General features: G+C 63.6%; 19 protein-coding genes and 1 pseudogene. 10 read left to right on the top strand and 10 right to left on the bottom strand.

Features of this window, described 5'->3' with window-relative positions; translation table 11 throughout:
* Nucleotides 1-30 precede the first annotated feature (30 nt).
* The 8 genes and pseudogenes from prmA to M1B35_RS21460 all read right to left on the bottom strand — a co-directional run bounded on the left by prmA (nucleotide 31) and on the right by M1B35_RS21460 (nucleotide 9,070).
* Entirely contained in the window at nucleotides 31-909 is an 879-nt protein-coding gene (gene prmA / locus M1B35_RS21430; protein WP_268262993.1) for a 50S ribosomal protein L11 methyltransferase, read from the bottom strand.
* A 172-nt stretch (nucleotides 910-1,081) separates the two neighbouring features.
* Nucleotides 1,082-2,437, bottom strand: a complete 1,356-nt coding sequence (accC, locus tag M1B35_RS21435; protein ID WP_268262994.1) for an acetyl-CoA carboxylase biotin carboxylase subunit — start codon at nucleotides 2,435-2,437, stop codon at nucleotides 1,082-1,084.
* Nucleotides 2,438-2,454: 17 nt separating this feature from the next.
* Nucleotides 2,455-2,913, bottom strand: coding sequence for an acetyl-CoA carboxylase biotin carboxyl carrier protein (gene accB, locus M1B35_RS21440; RefSeq protein ID WP_268262995.1), 459 nt, complete (start codon nucleotides 2,911-2,913; stop codon nucleotides 2,455-2,457).
* Nucleotides 2,914-2,961: 48 nt separating this feature from the next.
* Nucleotides 2,962-3,414 (bottom strand): type II 3-dehydroquinate dehydratase, encoded by a 453-nt coding sequence (aroQ, locus tag M1B35_RS21445; protein WP_123329747.1) that lies wholly within the window; start codon nucleotides 3,412-3,414, stop codon nucleotides 2,962-2,964.
* Between the two features lie 131 nt (nucleotides 3,415-3,545).
* Nucleotides 3,546-5,291, bottom strand: coding sequence for a protein-disulfide reductase DsbD (locus M1B35_RS21450; RefSeq protein ID WP_268262996.1), 1,746 nt, complete (start codon nucleotides 5,289-5,291; stop codon nucleotides 3,546-3,548).
* 94 nt (nucleotides 5,292-5,385) lie between these two features.
* Nucleotides 5,386-5,901, bottom strand: a pseudogene (locus M1B35_RS32335) (methyl-accepting chemotaxis protein); the annotation flags it as partial.
* Nucleotides 5,902-5,984: 83 nt separating this feature from the next.
* Complete coding sequence (locus M1B35_RS21455) at nucleotides 5,985-7,346, bottom strand: hypothetical protein (RefSeq protein WP_425273436.1); 1,362 nt, start codon at nucleotides 7,344-7,346, stop codon at nucleotides 5,985-5,987.
* 53 nt (nucleotides 7,347-7,399) lie between these two features.
* Nucleotides 7,400-9,070, bottom strand: a complete 1,671-nt coding sequence (locus M1B35_RS21460) for a response regulator (RefSeq protein WP_123329754.1) — start codon at nucleotides 9,068-9,070, stop codon at nucleotides 7,400-7,402.
* Nucleotides 9,071-9,360: 290 nt separating this feature from the next.
* Here M1B35_RS21460 and M1B35_RS21465 point away from each other — a divergent pair, with 290 nt between their 5' ends.
* The 5 genes from M1B35_RS21465 (at nucleotide 9,361) to M1B35_RS21485 (ending at nucleotide 14,693) form a co-directional block, all read left to right on the top strand.
* Nucleotides 9,361-10,428 (top strand): DUF2333 family protein, encoded by a 1,068-nt coding sequence (locus M1B35_RS21465; RefSeq protein WP_123329756.1) that lies wholly within the window; start codon nucleotides 9,361-9,363, stop codon nucleotides 10,426-10,428.
* A 3-nt stretch (nucleotides 10,429-10,431) separates the two neighbouring features.
* Nucleotides 10,432-10,968 carry an NUDIX hydrolase gene (locus tag M1B35_RS21470; RefSeq protein ID WP_268262997.1) on the top strand — a complete coding sequence of 179 codons (537 nt, stop codon included), beginning with the start codon at nucleotides 10,432-10,434 and terminating at the stop codon, nucleotides 10,966-10,968.
* Nucleotides 10,969-11,170: 202 nt separating this feature from the next.
* A complete protein-coding gene (locus M1B35_RS21475) occupies nucleotides 11,171-11,542 on the top strand; it encodes a translation initiation factor Sui1 (protein WP_123329761.1) in 372 nt (123 codons plus the stop codon).
* Between the two features lie 222 nt (nucleotides 11,543-11,764).
* Entirely contained in the window at nucleotides 11,765-13,678 is a 1,914-nt protein-coding gene (speA, locus tag M1B35_RS21480; RefSeq protein ID WP_123329763.1) for an arginine decarboxylase, read from the top strand.
* A 139-nt stretch (nucleotides 13,679-13,817) separates the two neighbouring features.
* Nucleotides 13,818-14,693 carry an alpha/beta hydrolase gene (locus M1B35_RS21485; RefSeq protein ID WP_268262998.1) on the top strand — a complete coding sequence of 292 codons (876 nt, stop codon included), beginning with the start codon at nucleotides 13,818-13,820 and terminating at the stop codon, nucleotides 14,691-14,693.
* Here the strand turns inward: M1B35_RS21485 and M1B35_RS21490 are convergent.
* Nucleotides 14,687-16,033 (bottom strand): MATE family efflux transporter, encoded by a 1,347-nt coding sequence (locus tag M1B35_RS21490; RefSeq protein WP_268262999.1) that lies wholly within the window; start codon nucleotides 16,031-16,033, stop codon nucleotides 14,687-14,689. The genes M1B35_RS21485 and M1B35_RS21490 overlap by 7 nt on opposite strands.
* Nucleotides 16,034-16,106: 73 nt before the next feature.
* Nucleotides 16,107-16,400 carry a hypothetical protein gene (locus tag M1B35_RS21495; protein ID WP_123329768.1) on the bottom strand — a complete coding sequence of 98 codons (294 nt, stop codon included), beginning with the start codon at nucleotides 16,398-16,400 and terminating at the stop codon, nucleotides 16,107-16,109.
* A 174-nt stretch (nucleotides 16,401-16,574) separates the two neighbouring features.
* Between M1B35_RS21495 and M1B35_RS21500 the strand changes: the two genes are divergently transcribed.
* From M1B35_RS21500 to M1B35_RS21520, 5 genes are all read left to right on the top strand, one after another.
* Entirely contained in the window at nucleotides 16,575-16,880 is a 306-nt protein-coding gene (locus M1B35_RS21500) for a MazG-like family protein (protein ID WP_123329770.1), read from the top strand.
* Nucleotides 16,877-17,626 carry a methyltransferase gene (locus tag M1B35_RS21505; protein ID WP_268263000.1) on the top strand — a complete coding sequence of 250 codons (750 nt, stop codon included), beginning with the start codon at nucleotides 16,877-16,879 and terminating at the stop codon, nucleotides 17,624-17,626. The genes M1B35_RS21500 and M1B35_RS21505 overlap by 4 nt, the downstream gene beginning before the upstream one ends.
* An 11-nt stretch (nucleotides 17,627-17,637) precedes the next feature.
* Nucleotides 17,638-18,246: a DUF4136 domain-containing protein gene (locus M1B35_RS21510; protein ID WP_268263001.1), complete on the top strand. Its 609-nt coding sequence runs from the start codon at nucleotides 17,638-17,640 to the stop codon at nucleotides 18,244-18,246.
* A 37-nt stretch (nucleotides 18,247-18,283) separates the two neighbouring features.
* A complete protein-coding gene (locus tag M1B35_RS21515) occupies nucleotides 18,284-18,841 on the top strand; it encodes a DUF4136 domain-containing protein (protein WP_123329776.1) in 558 nt (185 codons plus the stop codon).
* Nucleotides 18,842-18,979: 138 nt separating this feature from the next.
* Nucleotides 18,980-20,983, top strand: coding sequence for a pilus assembly protein TadG-related protein (locus M1B35_RS21520; protein ID WP_268263029.1), 2,004 nt, complete (start codon nucleotides 18,980-18,982; stop codon nucleotides 20,981-20,983).
* Nucleotides 20,984-20,988 lie beyond the last annotated feature (5 nt).

Here is a 20,988-nt window from a genome sequence, read left to right on the forward strand (position 1 = left end):
GCGGCCATCCGGGTTAGGCAAGCGGCCATTCTAGCGCCGACGACCGGTGATGCGCACCCAGCCATCACGATTGGCGATCGGGTCCAGGTCGAAGTCCTGGGCGTAGGCGGCCGCCACTTCTTCGCCTTGCTCAGCGAGAATTCCGGACAGCGCCAGGCGGCCACCGGGCTTGACCAGGCTCGACAGTTGCGGCGCCAGGGACACCAGGGGGCCGGCGAGGATGTTGGCCACCAGCACATCGGCCTGCACCTGGGGCAAATGCTCTGGCAGGTAGAGCGGGAACAGCGCTTCGGCGATGTGGTTGCGCCCGGCGTTGTCCCGGGACGCTTCCAGGGCCTGGACGTCGATGTCAGTGCCCACGGCGTGCTTGGCCCCCAGCAGCAAGGCCGCGATGGCCAGGATCCCCGAGCCGCAGCCGAAGTCCAGGACGTTGCAGTCTTTCAGGTCCTGGCCGTCGAGCCATTCCAGGCACAGGGCGGTGGTCGGGTGGGTGCCGGTGCCGAAGGCCAGGCCCGGGTCCAGCAGCAGGTTGACGGCGTCCGGTTGCGGCGCGGCGTGCCAGCTCGGCACGATCCACAGGCGCTGGCCGAACTGCATCGGCTCGAAACCGTCCATCCAACTGCGTTCCCAGTCCTGGTCTTCGATGACTTCGCTGTGGTGCTCGGGCAGCGGGCTGCCGGTCAGCAGTTCCAGGTGGGCGAGGACGCTGGCGGCTTCGGTGCCGCCCTCGAACAGGGCCAGCAGATGGGTGTGGGACCAGAGCGGTGTGGTGTTGAGTTCGGGTTCGAAGATCGGCTGGTCTTCGGCGTCCATGAAGGTCACCGATACGGCGCCGACTTCGAGGAACGCGTCTTCATAGGTTTCGGCTTGTTCTGGGCTGATGGCGAGACGGACTTGCAGCCAAGGCATGGCGGGCACCTTTGAAAATATGTGAAGTGCAGCCTAGCGGGCCGCGAGAAGCGCGCAAGTTTACGCGAGCCCGGCGCAGAAGACGAGGCAGGCACCCGGTAGCAGCGCGCTCGTTTCTGCAGATACGACAAGGCCGCTCGAAAGCGGCCTTGTCGGTGTGGCGTGTGGCTGATCAGTGTTGATCGGCCAGCTTGTGCTCCAGGTAGTGAATGTTCACTCCCCCTTTGCAGAAGCCTTCGTCACGAACCAGATCACGGTGCAGCGGGATGTTGGTCTTGATCCCGTCGACCACGATTTCGTCCAGGGCATTGCGCATGCGTGCCATGGCTTCTTCGCGGGTCGCGCCGTAAGTGATCAGCTTGCCGATCAGCGAGTCGTAGTTCGGTGGAACGGCATAACCGCTGTACAGGTGCGAATCGACGCGAACGCCGTTGCCGCCTGGTGCGTGGAAATGCTTGACCGTACCCGGGCTCGGCATGAAGGTTTTCGGGTCTTCAGCGTTGATCCGGCATTCCAGCGAGTGACCGCGGATAACCACGTCATCCTGTGTGAACGACAGTGGGTTGCCGGCGGCGATGCTGAGCATCTCCTTGACGATATCGATCCCGGTGACCATTTCCGAAACCGGGTGCTCTACCTGCACGCGAGTGTTCATCTCGATGAAGTAGAAGCGGCCGTTCTCGTACAGGAACTCGAAAGTGCCGGCGCCACGGTAGCCGATGTCGATGCACGCTTTGACGCAGCGCGCGAAGACTTCCTGGCGAGCCTTCTCGTCGATGCCCGGTGCCGGCGCTTCTTCGAGAACTTTCTGGTGGCGGCGTTGCAGCGAGCAATCGCGGTCACCCAGGTGGATGGCGTGGCCCTGGCCGTCGGAAAGCACCTGGACTTCCACGTGACGTGGGTTGGTCAGGAATTTTTCCAGATAGACCATCGGGTTGCCGAACGCTGCACCGGCTTCGGTGCGGGTCAGCTTGGCGAAGGAGATCAGGTCTTCTTCTTTGTGCACCACACGCATGCCGCGACCACCACCGCCGCCAGCGGCTTTGATGATCACCGGGTAGCCGACTTCACGGCCAATGCGCAGCGCCGTTTCTTCGTCTTCCGGCAGTGGGCCGTCGGAACCTGGAACGGTGGGCACACCGGCTTCGATCATCGCGTGCTTGGCCGATACCTTGTCGCCCATCAGGCGGATGGTCTCGGCTTTCGGGCCGATGAACGCGAAGCCGGAGTTCTCGACCTGCTCGGCAAAATCGGCGTTTTCCGCGAGGAAACCGTAGCCTGGGTGAATGGCGGTAGCGCCAGTCACTTCAGCTGCCGCGATGATGGCCGGGATGTGCAGGTAGGAATGAGCGGCGGACGCCGGGCCGATGCAGACGGATTCGTCTGCCAGACCCAGGTGCATCAGCTCTTTGTCAGCCTTGGAGTAAACGGCGACGGTCTTGATGCCCATCTCTTTGCAGGCACGCAGAATCCGCAGAGCGATCTCACCGCGGTTGGCGATAAGAACTTTTTCCAACTTCGCAGTCATCAACGTTTCTCCGCGGTTCAAACGATGGTGAACAGCGGTTGGTCGTACTCAACCGGCTGGCCGTCTTCGACGAGGATGGACTCGATCACGCCGCTGGTTTCAGCTTCGATGTGGTTCATCATCTTCATGGCTTCAACGATGCACAGCGTGTCGCCTTTCTTCACGGTCTGGCCAACTTCCACGAAGGATGGCGAGGACGGCGAGGATTTGCGATAGAAGGTGCCGACCATCGGCGAACGGGCAACGGTGCCGTTCAGCGCTGGAGCAGCAGCGGCAGCCGGAGCGGCAGCAGCCACTGGAGCGGCGGCAGGTGCAGCAACCGGAGCCTGCATCGGAGCCGGTGCGTAGTACTGCTGGGCTGGCGTCTTGCTGTGGCGGCTGATGCGTACGGACTCTTCGCCTTCCTTGATTTCCAGCTCGTCGATGCCGGACTCTTCCAGCAGTTCGATCAGTTTTTTGACTTTACGGATATCCATGAATCGTCAACTCCCAAGGGTCGGTCAGGGGCGTTTATTGCTTGTCGTTCAAGCTTTTGCTTGTCGTTCAAGCTGTTCTAGGGCGGCCTCCAGGGCCAGTCGGTAACCGCTGGCGCCAAGGCCGCAGATCACTCCCACCGCAACGTCGGAGAAGTAGGAGTGATGGCGGAAAGGTTCGCGTTTGTGCACGTTGGACAGATGCACTTCGATGAATGGGATGCTCACCGCCAGCAGCGCGTCACGTAATGCGACGCTTGTATGCGTAAAAGCTGCTGGATTGATCAGAATGAAGTCCACGCCTTCGCCGCGGGCCGCGTGGATCCGTTCGATCAATTCGTACTCGGCGTTGCTTTGCAGATAGAGCAAATGGTGCCCCGCATCGCGGGCCCGTTGTTCCAGGTCCTGGTTGATCTGCGCCAGGGTCACCGCCCCGTAGACGCCCGGTTCACGGGTGCCGAGCAGGTTCAGGTTGGGTCCGTGGAGAACCAGTAGGGTGGCCATCTGCTGTTCCTTGTTGTCTGTAGGCGGTAGTCAGAACCCGGCGACTATGCCGGAAAGACTTTATGACTGTCCAGTTCTCTGCAATAGCCAGCACGATGACCGATGTTTGCGCGAAATATATGACCAAACGGTTAAATCCGGTCATTTGCCCGGGCAATACGCTCGACGAAGTCTTTGCTGCTGATTTCGCCGATAACTCGAATATCGCTGCGTTCGAGCCCATCTTTGCCGAAGAACATCAATGCCGGAGGGCCGAACAGCTGGTAGCGGTCCAGCAGTTGCCGTTGTTCGTGATTGCTGGCGGTCATGTCGAAGCGGATCAGTCGATAGCCTTTGAGGCCTTCGATCACTCGAGGGTCGGTCAGCACTTCGTGTTCGATGACTTTGCAACTGATGCACCAGTCGGCGTACCAGTCGAGCAGCAGCGGCTGGCCGGCGTCCTTGGCGGCGCTCAAGGCTTGCTCCAGTTCGGCGGCGCTGCTCAGGCTCTGCCATTGGCTGCCCGGCGCCTGGGCGCTGCTGGCGGGCGGGGTGCCGGCAATGGGCTTGAGCGGATCGGATTGACCGCTGAATGCGCCCCACCAGCAGGCCAGGGCATAAAACACCAGGAACAGCCCCAGCAGTTGGGCGAGGCGTTGCCGTGGTGCCTTGTGGCTGAACTCCAGGGCGCCGAGGAACAGGCCGACACCCGCGGCCAGGGCACCGATCAGCAGCAGGGTGATCGGCCCCGGCAGGACGCGGCTGAGCAAGCCAATCGCCAGGCCCAGCAACAAGACGCCGATGGCGTTTTTCACCGTCACCAGCCACGGGCCGCTTTTGGGCAGCCAGGCCGCCCCTCCGGTGGCCACCAGCAGCAGCGGGGCGCCCATGCCCAGGCCCAGGGCGAAGAGCTTGATCGCGCCGCCCAGGGCATCGCCACTGGCGCTGATATAGAGCAGGGCGCCAGCCAGGGGCGCTGACACGCATGGCGACACCAGCAGGCTGGAAACCACCCCCAGCACCGCCGCGCCCCACAGTGAACCGCCTTCGGTGCGGCCGGCGATGCGCTCCAGGCGCTCGCTGATAAAGCGCGGCAGTTTGAGCTCGAAGACATTGAACATGGCCAGGGCGAACACCGCGAAGAACAGTGCAAAGGGCACCAGCACCCAGGCCGATTGCAGGCGCGCCTGCAGGTTGAGCTGGGCGCCGAACAGCCCCATCAAGGCGCCGAGCAGGGCGAAGCAAGCGGCCATTGGCAGCACGTAAGCCAGGGACAGGTTGAAACCGCGCCAGCCGCCGACCTGGCCCCGCAAGACCACGCCGGAGAGAATCGGCAGCATGGGCAGCACGCAAGGGGTGAAAGTCAGGCCGATGCCAGCGAGGAAAAACAGCGCCAGTTCGCGCCAGCTCCAGGGTGCGGCCTGGGCATTGGCACCGCTGCCGTCGATCTGCAGGCGCTCGGTTTCAGGCGGATAACACAGGCCCTTGTCGGCGCAGCCCTGGTAAGTGACCACCAGGGTAAAGGCCCGCAGGTCGTCTGCCTGGCGCGGCAGTTCGACCTCGAGAATGCCGTGGTACACCTCGACGTCGCCGAAGTATTCATCGTGTTTCTGTTCGCCCTGAGGCAGTTGCGCGGTGCCCAGGCGGATGTCGGCAGGCTCGGCGCGGAACTGCAAGCGATGGCGGTACAGGTAGTAGCCTTCACTGGCGACGAAGCGCAGCTTGATCGATTGCGGGGTGCTGGACACCAGGCTCAATTGGAAGGCGTCGCGCACCGGCAGGAAGTCGGCGCTGTTGTTCACCGCACCCAATGTGGAACTGGGGCGCGATTCCAGCAGACCGGCAGCGGTGGCCGGCAGGGCCAGGACGAGGAGCAGCAGGCAGAGCAGACGGCGCATGGTGAACTCGCAAAGCGGGGGTGTGCGCATGATAGCGGAGCAGGCCGCCCGCTGCAGGCAGGTCAGCGGCAGGCGGGCCGGCGAGCGTTGTGGATCAGACCCGGAACGCCTGCACCGCGGTGTGCAATTGCCCGCCCAACACCAGCAATGTCTCCCCTTGTTCGCGCCCCTCACCGATGCGCAGCAAGTTGTCCCCGCCCAGTTGGTGAATGCGTTCGCTGTGATCGCGAATCTCGCTCACCGCGCCACTTTGCTGGGCGGTGACATCGGCAATTCGCACCGCGGTGTCGGCGATGGTCTGGATGGCCCCGACGATTTCGTCCAGTGCGCCATCGGCGGCCTGGGCTTGGTTGGCCGTGGCTTCGGCGTGTTCCACCTGGGCGCGCATGCCTTCCACCGACTGTTGGGCGGCGCTTTGCAAGGTGGCGATCAGGCCCTGGATTTCCGCCGTGGCCCCCGCGGTGCGTTGCGCCAGGGAACGGACCTCCTCGGCCACCACGGCAAAGCCTCGGCCCATTTCCCCGGCCCGCGCAGCTTCGATGGCCGCGTTCAGTGCCAGCAGGTTGGTCTGGTCGGCAATCGAGCGGATCACCGTCAGCACCCCGCCAATGGTCGCGGACTCTTGGGCCAGGTGCTCGATCATCTGCGCGTTGCCTTGCACTTCACCCACCAGTGCGTGCAGGCCGGTGAGGCTCAGGCCGATGACTTTCTGCCCCTGTTCCACGGCGAGCCCGGCACTGCGGCTGGCGTCCGCCGCCTGGCTGGCATCACCGGCCACTTGCTGGATGGTGGCTTCCAGCTCGCCGAGGGCATCGCGGATTTGCGCGGTGTCGCCGGCCTGGCGCTCGGCGCCACTGTGCAGGCCGCTGCTGAGGTCGGCCAGGGCGCGGCTGCTGCCGGCCACTTGCTCGGCGTTCTGGCGAATGGTGCCCACCAGGTCCACCAGGTAGGCCCGCAGGCGGTTGAGGGAGGCTTCGATGTCATGCAGTTCGCGGTTGGTCTTGCCCAGTTGAATGTCTTGGCTGAAGTCGCCGTCGCCCAGGTCGACAGGGCCGGTGCCAGGTTGGTCAGGACCCGCGCCAGCTTGCGCTGCAGGCTGTCGATGACCAGGGCGATCAGCAAGATCAGGCCGATCATCAATCCCTGCATCAGCCGTACTTCGCCCTGGATCTGCCCATGCTGGGCGCGTACCACCGGTTCCAGCTCGGCCAGGGCCTGGCGCACTGCGGTGATTTTCAGGTGCGTGGCGGCGCTCAGGTCGGCGCGTTTCTGGATCTGTTCCCGGGTGCGGCCCAGCTCCGCCGGGTAGCGCCCGAGCAGGCTGTGGAGTTCACGCTTGAGGCCGACGCCGGCGTCTTCGCTGGCCGCTTTTTCGGTGTTTTCCAGGCCCATCATCGCGGCGAAGTCATCGGTGCCGGATGCACTGCTGGCGGCCACCCCCAGCAGCGGCAGGGCTTCCAGGCGCTCGGCCTGCTGGCGCATGTTGCCCAGCTCTCGCTCGACATCGGCGGCCAGTTCGCTGCGCCCGCTGCTCACCAGCTTGTCCCGGGCCAGGGACAGTTTGCCCAGGTGTTGGGAGGCGCTGAGCAGCAACGGCAGGTAGGGAGCGGCACTGGCTGGCGACGCATCGCCGGCGTACTGGCTGAGCTGTTCGAGGTTGGCCCCCAGTTCGCGTTCGGCTTGCAGCAGCAAGGCTTGCGGATCACCCGCCAGCTTGCCGGCGGCCAGCAGGTCGGTCTTGCTGAAGTCGTCGAGGCTGGCGAGGCTCGGGCGCAGGCTCTGGGCCAATTCGCCGGGCAACTCGGACAGTTCTGCTTGCAGGGTTTCGAGGGCCTGGCTGGCGGCGCTCAGGCGCAGGGCGTCGCCGCTGGCCAGGTAGTCTTCGATATTGCGTGCGGCCTGGTTCTGGAACTGCTGGGACAGGCCCAGGTAGCGTTCCATCAACAGGTAAGGGCGTTCCAGGGCGCGTTGCGACCACCAGAGTGTCGCCCCCAGGGCCAGGCATACGGCAACCAATAGAAGGGTGTTGAGATTGGTCAGCAACTTCAGGCGCATCAGGGCTCTACCAACGGCTTGAGTGGTAAGCGCCTGAATTTATTGCGTTTGTGTTACAGCGTTATGACCGAGTCGGTGGATTCCGGTGAAAAGATGGCACTTTGACTTGATGTGCGTGCGGCCTGTACCCGGTTGCGTCCGGCGTGCTTGGCGCGGTACAGCGCCTCGTCTGCCTGGCTGGCCATCATCAGGCTGTCGGAGTTCTCCCGCAGCTCCACCACCCCGGCGCTGAAGGTGCACCACAGGTCTTCTGGCTGGGCCGGGTAGTGGATCTCGGCAAAACGCTGGCGGATCTCGTCCAGCACCAGGCAGGCTGCGTCCTGGTCCGTGTCGGGCATGACAATAGCGAACTCTTCGCCACCGTAGCGGCCGATGAAGTCAGTCTTGCGCAGCCGTTGCTTGAGGAACAGCGCCAGGCTCTTGATCACCCGGTCGCCCATGGGGTGGCCGTGGCTGTCGTTGACCCGTTTGAAATGGTCAATGTCGAGCATGGCGAAGCTCAGCGGCTTGTTCTCGCGGCGTGCGCGAAAACTGCAGTCTTCGAGCAGTTGCAGGATGTGGGTGTGGTTGTACAGCCCGGTCAGGCTGTCGCGGACCATCCGCGCCTTGAGGTTGCGCGCCCGCGCTGCACGGTTGCGCACGGTGGTGATCAGGTGTCGCGGCTTGATCGGCTTGGTCAGGAAGTCGTCGCCGCCCTCGCTCATGGCGTCGAGTTGCTTGTCCAGGTCGTCCTCGGCCGACAGGTAGATGATCGGAACGCTGACGTAACGGTCGTTGTGGCGAATCACCTTGGCCAGCTCGGTACCGGTGCAGGCCGGCATGTACATGTCGAGGATGATCAGGTCCGGCTGGAAGTCCGCCAGCTCGGCCATGGCCTGGATCGGCTCGATCAGGGTGCGGGTGACGATGCCGGCGCTGTTGAGCAGGCGCTCGGTGTGCAGGGCCTGGGCGCGGGAGTCGTCGATGATCAGCACTTTATAGGGCTCGTACTGGGCAACGCAGGTCAGGACTTCGATCTTCTCCAGCAGGCTGGAAGCTTCCAGGGTGCCGGTGAGGAACTCCTGGCCACCGGCCCGCACCGCCGCCAGGCGAGTCGGGGTGTCGGTTTCGTGGAGGCTGAAGAACAGCAGCGGCAGCTTGTGCTCCAGGCCGACCTGGGCTTCGGCGGCCAGGGTCAGGCCCATGCCGGCGCCGCAGAAATCCACATCGATGACGATCGCTGCCGGCAGCCGTTCCACCATCGACGAGCGAAAGGCGGCAACGCTGTCCAGGGATTGGGCGCTGAGGCCGAAGAATTCCAGTTGCTTGGCCAGGCGTTCGGCGCGGTCGTGATCTTGCAGCATCACGTAGATCGGTTTGCGCAGGGGCGGCAGGAAGGTCTGTTCCAACTGATCGCCATGGCGCAGGCCGGTGCGCGACAGGCGCTGCATCAGGCGATTGAGTTCGGTGATCAGGCCGCTGCTCAGGCGCCCGCGATTGGCGTCCACCGCTTGCAGGGAGTCGCCGATGCTACGGGCCAGTTGGGTGTGTTCGGGTTGTTCGAAACGTTCGGCGAAACGCAGCAGGCGCAAATTGGCTTCGCTGAGTTCGGACATGTCGCTGGTGGACCATTCGCTGCGTTGCAGACGCTGCCATATCTCAAGAATCTGACGTGCCTGATGAATTACCCGCTGGGCAAAGTGGTGCTTGAGGCGCTCACGGCTGGGGTCTTCTGGCTCGGTCATATCCTGACTACTAGTTAGGGTGCATGCTGAGATCGACTGGTGGCTCTATGCTAGCACCTCTTTTCGGTCGCATGAGTATCTGGCGTCAATAATCTGCAAAGCGACCTGATTCATTTCCTGACCGACTGGTCGCATAGGCTCGGGCCCCTGCCTTCCTTTATAGTGGCCGCCTGATTCGCAATCGTGGCGTGGCTCGATTCCGCCAGCGGAGTTAATCCGTACGCGGCAAGGCACGATGGACTAGGGTTGTGGTCGAACCGATGAACTCAAGTGATTGAAAGGAATTAGCCATGCTGGACTGGAAGAATCGCGCGGGCAGCGCGCCGGATCGTGCTGCCGAACCCAAGTCGGCAACCCGCAGCTATGTCGGTGGCCTGCTGCTCAGCCGCGCCCTGGCGACCGTGGTGGGCTTGTATCTGCTGGTGACCATTGGCCTGGGCTGGTATTGGAGCCAGGAGCCGGCGCTGTTCCCGGTGCAGCAGAATGCTCAGGTTGCTGCTGAGCAGGAAGGCAAGCAGATGGTGATCGGCTACACCACCGTGGAAACCTTGAAAACCGTGGCCGGCACCTTGCTCAACAAGCCCGGTGGCTACATTTCCAACGACCGCTTTCCGCCTGGCCTGTGGATGGACAACATGCCGAGCTGGGAATACGGGGTGCTGGTCCAGGTGCGAGACCTGAGCCGCGCCATGCGCAAAGACTTCGCCCGTTCCCAGTCCCAGTCCGCTGAAGACGCTGACTTGGCCAAGGCCGAGCCGCGCTTCAACTTCGACAACAAGAGCTGGGTGCTGCCGTCCAGCGAATCCGAATTCCAGGAAGGCATCAACGCCCTGAGCCGTTATCAGGCGCGCCTGTCCGATCCCAACCAGAAGAGCGCACTGTTCTATGCCCGCGCCGACAACCTGAACAACTGGCTGGGTGACGTTGGCACGCGCCTGGGTTCGCTGTCCCAGCGCCTGTCGGCCAGTGTTGGCCGGGTCAAGCTCAACACCGCGTTGAAAACCGAAGTCGTCGCCCCCGGCCAGGTGCCGCAGGTCGATGAAGAGGTGGTGGAAACCCCGTGGATGCAGATCGATAACGTGTTCTACGAGGCCCGTGGCCAGGCCTGGGCCCTGTCCCACCTGCTGCGCGCCATCGAAGTCGATTTCGCCGATGTGCTGGCGAAGAAGAACGCCACCGTCAGCGTGCGCCAGATCATTCGCGAGCTGGAGGCCTCCCAGGAGCCGGTGTGGAGCCCGATGATCCTCAACGGCAGCGGTTTTGGCGTACTCGCCAACCACTCGCTGGTCATGGCCAACTACATTTCCCGAGCTAACGCCGCAGTCATCGACTTGCGTCAACTGCTCAATCAGGGTTGATCCATGGGCGTATCGACCAATGAGGCCGCGCATCGCGCGGCCTCCGACGCCGAACAGATCGCCTGGGTCGACGAGCAGGACCAACTGCTCGGCGCCATGGTCCGAAGCGAGTTGCGTGAGCGCGGGTTGATCGGCCGTGGCACCTACATTCTGTTGTTCAATTCTGCCGGTGAACTGTGCGTGCACCGGCGCACCCTGAGCAAGGCCATCTACCCGGGTTACTGGGATGTGGCCGCCGGCGGCATGGTGCTGGCCAGCGAGAGCTACGCCGAGTCGGCGGCCCGGGAACTGGAAGAAGAGTTGGGCGTGGGCGGTGTGGAACTCAGCGCCCACGATCATTTCTTTTTTGAAGACACCGGCAACCGTTTGTGGTGCTCGGCGTTCTCGGCGGTGTGGGACGGTCCCCTGCGTTTACAGCCTGAGGAAGTGCTGGAAGCGCACTTTATTCCGGTGGAACAGGTGCTGCGGGAAATCCACGAAAAGCCCTATTGCCCGGACTCCCTGGCAGCCTTGCAGCGCTATCTGCGCGGGCGTCGCTAAAGTTGCATAAAATGCCGCGCTTTGGCCCTTAGCAACGGCGCCTTTTGCCGTTACACTGCGCGACTTTTCAAGCTGAACCGGCGCTGCTTTTTATACCCGCACCCGGTTCAGTAGCGCTGCCCCTGCCTGAGTGGGGCTTCGCGGTCGATGGCACCGCCATTGTGCTTCGACCAGTCTTTTAGTCCTCCGAAGAGGATTGCCGGTGGCCAAAAAAGCCGCATCCTTCGCCGCCCTGGGTGGCTTGGTATTTTCCACCGACGCAGGTCGCCATTGCCCGGACTGTAGCCAGCCGGTGGCTGCCTGCATCTGCAAACAAACCCTGATTCCGGCCGGTGACGGCATTGCTCGCGTGCGTCGCGAAAGCAAGGGCCGTGGCGGCAAGACGGTGACCACCATCACCGGCGTGCCCTTGGCCGAAGACGCCCTCAAGGAACTGGCCACCACGCTGAAAAAACGTTGTGGCACCGGCGGCGCCTTGAAGGATGGCGTCATCGAAATCCAGGGCGACCATGTCGAGCTACTCTTGGCTGAGTTGCTCAAGCACGGTTTCAAAGCGAAGAAATCCGGCGGCTAGCAGCCTCTGTGAAAACCACCCCCGACTTGATGCGGCCCGGCTCTTCCAGGCAGGTGCGTCGTCTCCATGGTTTTCACAGAGCCTGTTCATGACCGGTTTCTAAACTCAGGACTGTTGATGAGGTCTACCCCCTCGTTGCAGGCTAATCGTCATTTTCATTCTTTAGACTGCGCCAGCCTTTGATAGGGGTGGCGCTCTATGACTTCTTTATAGGGGACTTCGATGTCCGTACGACGCACACGCAAAGACGATGGCAGCCAATGGACAGTTGCGGACAGCCGCAGTGTTTATGGGATTCGCCATTGGGGGGCCGGGTATTTCGCGATCAATGACGCCGGTCGCGTCGAAGTTCGTCCGAACGGACCGAGCAGCCTGCCCATCGACTTGTTCGAACAGGTCGATGAACTGCGCAAGAGCGGCTTGTCCTTGCCGTTGCTGGTGCGCTTCCCGGATATCCTGCAAGACCGCGTGCGCCAGCTGACCGGCGCCTTCGACTCGAACATCGAGCGCCTGGAATACCAGAGCAAGTACACCGCGCTGTACCCGATCAAGGTCAACCAGCAGGAAGCGGTGATCGAGAACATCATCGCCACCCAGAACGTCTCCATCGGCCTGGAAGCCGGGTCCAAGCCTGAGCTGTTGGCGGTCCTGGCCCTGGCGCCGAAAGGCGGCACCATCGTCTGCAACGGCTACAAGGACCGGGAGTTCATCCGCCTGGCGCTGATGGGCCAGAAGCTGGGCCACAACGTGTTCATCGTCATCGAGAAAGAGTCCGAAGTGGGCCTGGTGATCGAAGAAGCCGCGTCCCTCAAGGTCAAGCCACAAGTCGGCCTGCGGGTGCGCCTGTCGTCCCTGGCCTCGAGCAAGTGGGCCGACACCGGTGGTGAAAAATCCAAGTTCGGTTTGTCCGCTGCCCAGTTGCTGTCGGTGGTCGAGCGTTTCCGCGCGGCCGGCCTGGACCAGGGCATCCGCCTGCTGCACTTCCACATGGGCTCTCAGATCGCCAACCTGGCGGACTACCAGCACGGTTTCAAGGAAGCGATCCGCTACTACGGCGAGCTGCGCAACCTCGGCCTGCCGGTGGACCACATCGACGTCGGTGGCGGCCTGGGCGTGGACTACGACGGTACTCACTCGCGCAACGCCAGCTCGATCAACTACGACATGGACGATTACGCCGGTGTCGTGGTGGGCATGCTCAAGGAATTCTGCGATGCCCAGAGCCTGCCGCACCCGCACATCTTCTCCGAGAGCGGCCGCTCGCTGACCGCCCACCATGCCATGCTGGTGGTGCAGGTGACTGACGTCGAGAAGCACAACGACGACGTGCCGAAGATCGAAAACAAGGAAGAGCTGCCGGAAACCGTGCAATGGCTGGTGGACCTGCTGGGCCCGACCGACATTGAAATGGTCACCGAAACCTACTGGCGCGCCACGCACTACATGAGCGACGTGGCCACCCAGTACGCCGACGGCAAGCTGACCCTGGCTGAAAAAGCCCTGGCCGAGCAGTGCTACTTCGCGGTGTGCCGTCGCCTGCACAACTCCTTGAAGGCCCGTCAGCGTTCCCACCGCCAAGTGCTGGATGAGCTCAACGACAAACTGGCCGACAAGTACATCTGCAACTTCTCGGTGTTCCAGAGCCTGCCGGATACCTGGGCCATCGGCCAGGTGCTGCCGATCCTGCCGTTGCACCGCCTCGACGAAGAGCCGCTGCGCCGTGCCGTGCTGCAAGACCTGACCTGCGACTCCGACGGCAAGATCAAGCAGTACGTCGACGAGCAGAGCATCGAGACCAGCTTGCCGGTGCATGCCCTTAACGAAGGCGAGGACTACTTGCTGGGGATCTTCCTGGTGGGTGCCTACCAGGAAATCCTCGGCGACATGCACAACCTGTTCGGTGACACCGACTCGGTGAACATCTACCAGCGCCCGGACGGCAGTGTGTACCACGCCGGTATCGAGACCCACGACACCATCGAAGACATGCTGCGCTACGTGCACTTGTCGCCTGAGGAGTTGATGACTCACTACCGCGATAAAGTGGCCAGCGCCAAGATCACGGCGTCCGAGCGTACCCAGTACCTCGACGCCCTGCGCCTGGGCCTGACCCGCTCGTCGTACCTGTCGAGCTGACAGGCGATGCAGCCAATGAAAACCCACCGGTGACGGTGGGTTTTTTTTGCCTCGGCGCTCAGGGTTTGCGACTAGCCTGCTGAATGCGCACTGGCTGATGGGCGGCGGATGCGCTCGAACACTGAAGAGGTTCCAGCCGATGTTCAATCGTCCCGGGCGTACAGCCCGCTTATTGCTGACCACCTTGATCCTCGGGCTCCTGGCCGGGTGTTCGCCGCTCAAGGTGCTTAACGCCTTGAGCCCCAGCGGCGGGGTCATCAAGACTCGGGACATCGCCTACGGCAGCGACCCACGGCAGCACTTGGACATCTACCAGCCCAAAGACGCAGCACCCGGCGCACCGGTGGTGGTGTTTTTCTACGGCGGCAGTTGGAACAGCGGTTCACGTGCCGACTACGGTTTTGTCGGTGAGGCCCTGGCGTCCAGGGGCATGGTCGTGGTCTTGGCCGACTATCGCTTGTATCCCCAAGTGCGCTATCCGGCGTTTCTGGAGGACGCGGCGGCAGCTGTGGCATGGACCTATGAACATATTGCCGGTTATGGCGCCAACCCTCAGCGGCTGTACGTGATGGGCCACAGTTCTGGTGCCTATAACGCGGCCATGCTGGCCCTGGACCCTAGCCTGCTGGCAGCGGTGGGGCTCAGCCCGGCGGTGATCAAGGGCTGGATCGGCCTGGCTGGGCCCTACGATTTCCTGCCGATTGCCAATCAAGCGGTGCGGCCGGTGTTTTTCTACCCGGACTCGCCGCCCGACTCCCAGCCCATCAACCATGTCAGTCGAGGTGCGCCGCCCGCCTTGCTAATGGCCTCGAACGACGACACCTTGGTCAATCCGCAACGCAACACCGGTGGCCTGGCGAACAAGCTGCGCGCCGCCGGCGTGCCGGTGCAGGAGTTCTACTTTTCGCGCACCGGCCACGGCACGCTGGTGGCAGCCCTTGCCCGGCCCCTGCGTGGCCTGGCCCCGGTACTGGACCGGGTCAGTGACTTTGTCGGTGCGCCGGCGGCTCAATGAGCCCGGGCAAACCAGCCGTCGTTCTTGCGCAGGTCCCAGGCAAAGGCGGCCAGGGTCAGGCTGCGTAACAGCATGAACAGCAGGAAGCTCAGCCACAGGCCGTGGTTGCCCAGGCCTTGCAGGGCCCAGGCGCATGGCAGCCCCAATAGCAGGCTGAGGAGCATGCCGTTACGCATTTCCCGGGCCCGGGTAGCGCCGATAAACAGGCCGTCCAACAGGTAGCTCCAGACCGCGATCAGGGGCAGGGCGGCGAGGTAGGGCAGGTAGATAAAGGCCGTTTCGCGCACGCTGGTGATGTCGGTCTGCATTTCGATAAACAGGTGCCCGGCCAGCAGGAACAACAGCGCAAAGCCCAGGCTGGCCAACAGTGACCAGCCGCCGGCCACCACTAGGGAGCGGCGCAGGGCGCTGCGATCACGGGCGCCAATGGCGTGCCCACACAGGGCTTCCACGGCGTGAGCGAGGCCGTCGAGGGCATGGGCGGTCAGCAGCAATCCATTGAGCAGCAAGGCGTTGGCGGCGACGGTGGCATCCCCCAAGCGCGTACCCTGGACGGTGATCATGAAAAACACCGATTGCAGCGCCAGGCTGCGGATGAAAATGTCGCGGTTGACCGCCAGCAGCGGCCGCCAGCTCTGCCAGCGTCGCAACGCGGCCCAGGCGATCTGCCCCGGGTAGGTGCGCAGGGCCGGGCGGGTCAGGGCCAGGCCGAGCAGGGCGCCGGTCCATTCGGCAATCACCGAGGCCCGGGCCGAGCCGACCACGGCCCAATCCAGGCCGAGCACGAACCACAGGTTGAGGGCGATGTTCACCAGGTTGGTGGTCAGCAGGATGATCAAGGGCGCCCGGGCGTTCTGGGTGCCGAGGAACCAGCCCACCAGGGCAAAGCTGGCCAGGGCGGCGGGCAAGCCCAGCAGCCGGGTGTGGAAGAAATCGAGGGCCATCTGCTGCAGCTCCATGGACGGCTGCATCCACTGCAGGGCAATACCGCTCAGGGGAATGGCCAGGCTGCCCAGCAGCAGCGCCATGCCCATCGCCAGCAACAGCCCTTGCAGCAGCACCTGGCGCAGGGCCGTACCGTCACCGCGCCCGGCCGCCTGGGCAGCAAAGCCGGTGGCGCCCATGCGCAGAAAACCCATGGTCCAGGCGAGAAAGGTGTAGAGGGTAGCGCCCACGGCCACGGCGCCCAGTTGGTGGGCGTGGGGCAGGTGACCGATGACGGTGCTGTCTACCAGAGCCACCAGGGGCACGGAAATATTCGAGAGAATCATTGGCGCCGCCAGGGCCCAGACACGGCGGTGGGTCGGGCGGTGGCGCCAATCGGTCATCAGGGTGGACATGCAGGCTCCTTGCGAGAGCCGGCATTGTAGCCGCAGCCCGCGGCTTATGCCCCGGGCGTCGGCGCAGCGCCGGTCAATGCATGATCCAGCTCAGCAGCCACAGGCCGAGCATCAGCCAGATGATGCCCATGATGATCGAGGCGTTCATAAAGGCGCGGATTGCCGAGTAGAGCAGCATCAGGCCGACAATCAGCGCGATGATGCTGATGATCGAGGTGTCCATCCCCAAGGCACGGGCCAGCCCATCGACGAAGTTGCCGCCGGCATGGGTCAGGGTGTTGAACAGGCCGCTGAGCAGATCGACGATAAAACGTATGACCGAACCGATGGCCTGGCCGAGCCATTCGAAAAAACTTTCTACCTGCATAAGGGCGTCCTGATGGAAGAGAGGGGTGTGCTCGCCTTTGGCCATTATTTGCCCCGGGGAGTTCCCTGTCAGCATAGAGCTTTTGCCCAGCTCCGGTGTGGGCCGATCTGGCGCTGATTGGCCCTTGCGCCCGCTACCCATCCCCCGGAAGCTATACGCCTTCAGGAGACCCCGATGAACCTAGACGAACTGACCCAACGCCTGCACGCCATTCGCGACCGCAATGACTGGCGACAATTTCACAGCCCGAAAAACCTGGCCATGGCCGCCAGCGTCGAAATGGCCGAACTGGTGGAAATCTTCCAGTGGCTGAGCGAAGACCAATCGCGGCAACTGCCGGCGGAAAAACTGGCCCACGCCGGCCAGGAAGTCGGCGACATCGTGCTCTACCTCCTGCTGCTGTGCAGTGAGCTGGGGCTGGACATGGCCCAGGTGGTGGGCGACAAGCTGGCCGACAGCGAACGGCGGTTCAGCGGATGAGCGACCGCCATTTCGATCAACTGGCGACCCGCTTCGCCGAAAAAATCTACGGCGGGGCCAAGGGCGCCATTCGTCTGGCCGTGCTTCAGGCCGACCTGACGGAAAGCCTGCCCCAGCGGCCGCTGCGGGTCCTGGACATTGGTGCCGGGCTGGGCCACATGTCGCTGTGGCTGGCCGAGCGCGGGCACCAGGTGACCCTGGCCGAACCGGCTGCGCCGATGCTGGAGGGCGCCCGTCAACGTTTTGCCGATGCCGGGCAGAGCGCGACCTTTATCCAGGCGCCCTGGCAGGACCTGCTGGGCCAGCTCACCGAACCTTACGACCTGGTGCTGTGCCACGCCGTGCTGGAGTGGCTGGCCGAGCCCCACGCCATCTTGCCGGTGTTGCATCAGTTGACGACTCGGGACGGCTGGTTGTCCCTGGCGTTTTATAACCGTGATGCGCTGATTTACCGCAACCTGCTCAAGGGCCACTTCCGCAAGATGCGCAAGAACGACATGGCCGGCGAGAAGCAGAGCCTGACCCCGCAGCAACCGCTCGATCCCCGTGAATTGGCGACGCAACTTGAGGGCCTGTGGCAGGTCGAAACCCAGAGTGGCGTGCGGGTTTTCCACGATTACATGCCGGTGGAGTTCCAGGCCCGCGCCGAGCTGGCGGACCTCCTGGAAATGGAACTGGCGCACCGCCGACACCCAAGTTTCGCCGGGCTTGGGCGTTACCTGCATTGGATGTGCCGGCCGATCTAACGGAGTGCCCCATGAAACGCCGTCTTGGTCTGATCCTCCTGTGTTCGGGGCTTGCCGCCTGCCAAGGCCGCAACCCCTATGTCGCCAGTTCCACTCCCTTGCCGCCGGCGCCGCCGCAAGCGGCGACCACGTTCGACCGCAGCGCCTACCCGGCGCCGTCGCGGGATTACGGACGCTACCGCAGTTGGGCCTGGCTCAACGGGCGCCAGCCCGCCGGCTCGGCCTGGGCGGATTCGGCACAGATCGCCGAGGCGGTGGGCAACGCCCTGGATCAGCGCGGCCTGCGACCGTTGTACGATCAGCGCCCGGCGGACTTGTGGGTCAGCGCTGATGTGCACCTGGAAAAACGCCTGCGCCAGGTCCAGGACGACTACGGCTACGGCGGTTACGGTGGCTACAACCGTTACGGCCCGGGTTACGGCATGTACGGCAGCGTGCCGGTCGTGCGCACGTACGAGGTTCAAGTGGTGGTGGTTCGGGTCAACCTGTTCGACGGTCCCACTGGCCAGCCGGTGTGGAGCGCCAGCGCTGAAACCAGCAGCCGGGGCAGTATGAGCGAACGTGCCGCTGCCTTGCGTGAGGCGCTGGAAAAGGCCATGTCGGCCTATCCTCCCAGCTAGTCTGTTCAGAGTGCTGCTTTCTCATCGGAGAACAATCATGTTCCATCGCCTCGTTCTACTGGTCTGCGCCGCGCTGCTTAGCGCCTGCGCCGCCAACCAGGTCAACCACGACTTCGACGCCAGTCGCGACTTTGCCGCTTATCGAAGCTGGAGCTGGAAAGAGCCCGGCCTGCAGTACCGCCCGGATGACCCTCGGATTAAAAGCGACTTGACCGAGCAGCGGATTCGCCAGGCAGTGGCTGAGCAACTGGACCAGCGTGGCCTGCGTCCCGTGATGGGGGCGGCCCGGGCAGACGTGAATGTCCAGACCTACCTGATCATTGAAGACCGCCAGCAGCAGGTCACCACCAATTACGGCGGTGGCTGGGGTGGCCCGTGGAACGGCTACTGGGGCGGCCCGATGTACAACGAAACCCGCAACGTCACCTATAAGGTGGCGACCATCCAGATCGACCTGCTGGACGCCAAGGACGGCAAGCTGGTGTGGCGCGGCAGCGATGAGCAGATGCTCAGCAGCTCGCCCAACCCCAGCGATCGCAGCGCTGCCGTGCGCGCCACTGTGGCGCGGATACTGGCCAACTACCCGCCCCGCTAACGCCGCGCTTCAGGCTGGCGCTTAAGGGCGCAATACCGTCAGTCAGCGGCGCTGGCACCTTGCCAGCGCCGGCTGCAGGCCTTGTCTACACTGCTTTGCATCTATCCAGACAGCGCTTGGCTGTGGGCCGGCAAAGGAGTGCTCGATGTCTTCCCCGAGAGGCTGGTCCGGCCCGGGCGACAACGTGGTGCCATTGGTTTGATCGCGGCGGTGAGCCTGGGCCTGGCCTTGCTCTTGATGCTGCTGGTGGTGGACAGCGGGCGGCTGTATCTGGAGCAGCGCAAGTTGCAGCGGGTGGCGGACAACGCCGCGTTGGAGGCGGTCAGCCGCGGCGGCACCTGCCAGGCCGGGTTGACGGCGGCGCAATACGCCAACCAGAGCGCTGTGCGTAACGGGTTTACCCCGGATGCCGACAGCACCCTCAATACCACCTGTGGCGGCCTGGTGACCGGCGCCAACGGCGTGCGCACCTTCAGCCCGAATGCCAGCCAGTCGGCGGCGGTGCGGGTGATCTTCAGCGATTCGGTGCACACCAGTGTGGCGCGGGGCGTGGGTGCGCTGTTTTCCGCGGGGCCGGTCAGCCTCAATACCCAACTGACAGCCACCGCGGTGGCGGCCGCCCCGGTGCCGAACGTGGCGCAGTTGAGCATTCGCAGCACCCTGGCCACCATCAACACGGCCAGCTCGGTACCGCTCAATGCGGTGGTCGGCGGCATGCTGGGGGGTAATGTCAGCATTGGTGCCCTGGGCTGGAATGGGCTGATCGGCAGCGACATCAACCTGCTCAGCTACCTCAATCAATTGGCGATCAACCTCAACGTCGCTGCCGGCAACTACACCCAGTTACTCAACACCACGGCCACCGTGACTCAGCTGATTCAAGCCGCGGTCACCGTGCTGCAGGCCAATGGTGCGACCGCGGAGGTACTGACCGCCCTGGGGGCGCTGCAAGTGGCGGCGCTCAATGCCAGCCCGGTGAAACTCGGCGATATCCTGCAATTGCAGACCGGCCTGCCTTCCACTGCCCTTGATGCGAATGTGCAGGTGTTCCAGCTGTTGCAGGCGATGGTCCAGCTGTCCAACAGCAAGAGTGCGGCCGCGGTCACCATCCCTGCCAACCTGTTGGGGCTGGCGAACCTGACGGTGCAGGTCAAGGTGATCGAGCCGCCGCAATTGTCGGCCATCGGTGATCCACGCCTGGCCAAGGCCGACCCGCTGGGCGCTAACCGCATCTATGTGCGCACAGCCCAGGTGCGCACCCTGGTCAGGATCAACGTGCCCTTGTTGTCGTCGGACTCTGTGCTGACCACCGCGGTTTCCAATCTGGTGGCGCCGTTGACGCCGCTGCTCAACAGCCTGCTGAGCCTCAACCTGGTCAGCACCCTGGGCTCGGCGTTGTGCCTGCTGGGGGCGGGCTGCGAGCAGTTGTATCCGGCCCTGGCATCGTTCAGTACGATTGATGTCGCCTTGGATGTGGGCGGCGCCAAGGCCTATGTCACTGACTACAGTTGCCCGGTCAACAACACCGGCAGCAAAAGCCTGTCGGTCCGCAGCGTTACATCCTTGGCGGATCTGAAACTCGGTCAGATAGACCCGGCCAATGCCTTTTCCTCCGCTGCGGAGCCCACGGTCAAGCCGTTGCCGCTGGTGGACCTGGGCACTCGCACTTGCTACCAGTTCCTGGTGTTGCCGGGGCGCTGCGATCCAGTCGTGCATTACGCGGCAGGGGGGATTGCGGTGATGGTGGATAGCAGCGTGGCCCAGACCTCCCAGGACTTGCTGTTTTCCAGTGCGGCCGCGCCGTACCCCATCCCGCCCGACGTCAAACTGGCATCGAGCTACCAGACGGTGGTGCCGACCAGCAATATTGTCGGCAGCCTGGCCAGCACCCTGTCAGGGATTAATCTGATCGTCTACAAACCGGTCAATGCCAATCCCTTGGGGGCGATCGTCACCGGGCTGGCCGGTGCCATCAGTGGCGTGACCAACCTCCTGTTGCCCAAAGTCACCGGCCTCCTGAGCCCCGTGCTCGACCCCCTGCTGAACAACCTGCTGTCGATGCTGGGCATTAATCTGATGGACGTCGAAGTCGGCGCCAACCTGACTTGTGGCCAGGCGGGCAGGGCCTACCTGGTGATCTGAAGAGG

This window comes from Pseudomonas morbosilactucae, from assembly GCF_023241665.1.
GTDB classification, from domain to species: Bacteria; Pseudomonadota; Gammaproteobacteria; order Pseudomonadales; family Pseudomonadaceae; genus Aquipseudomonas; species Aquipseudomonas morbosilactucae.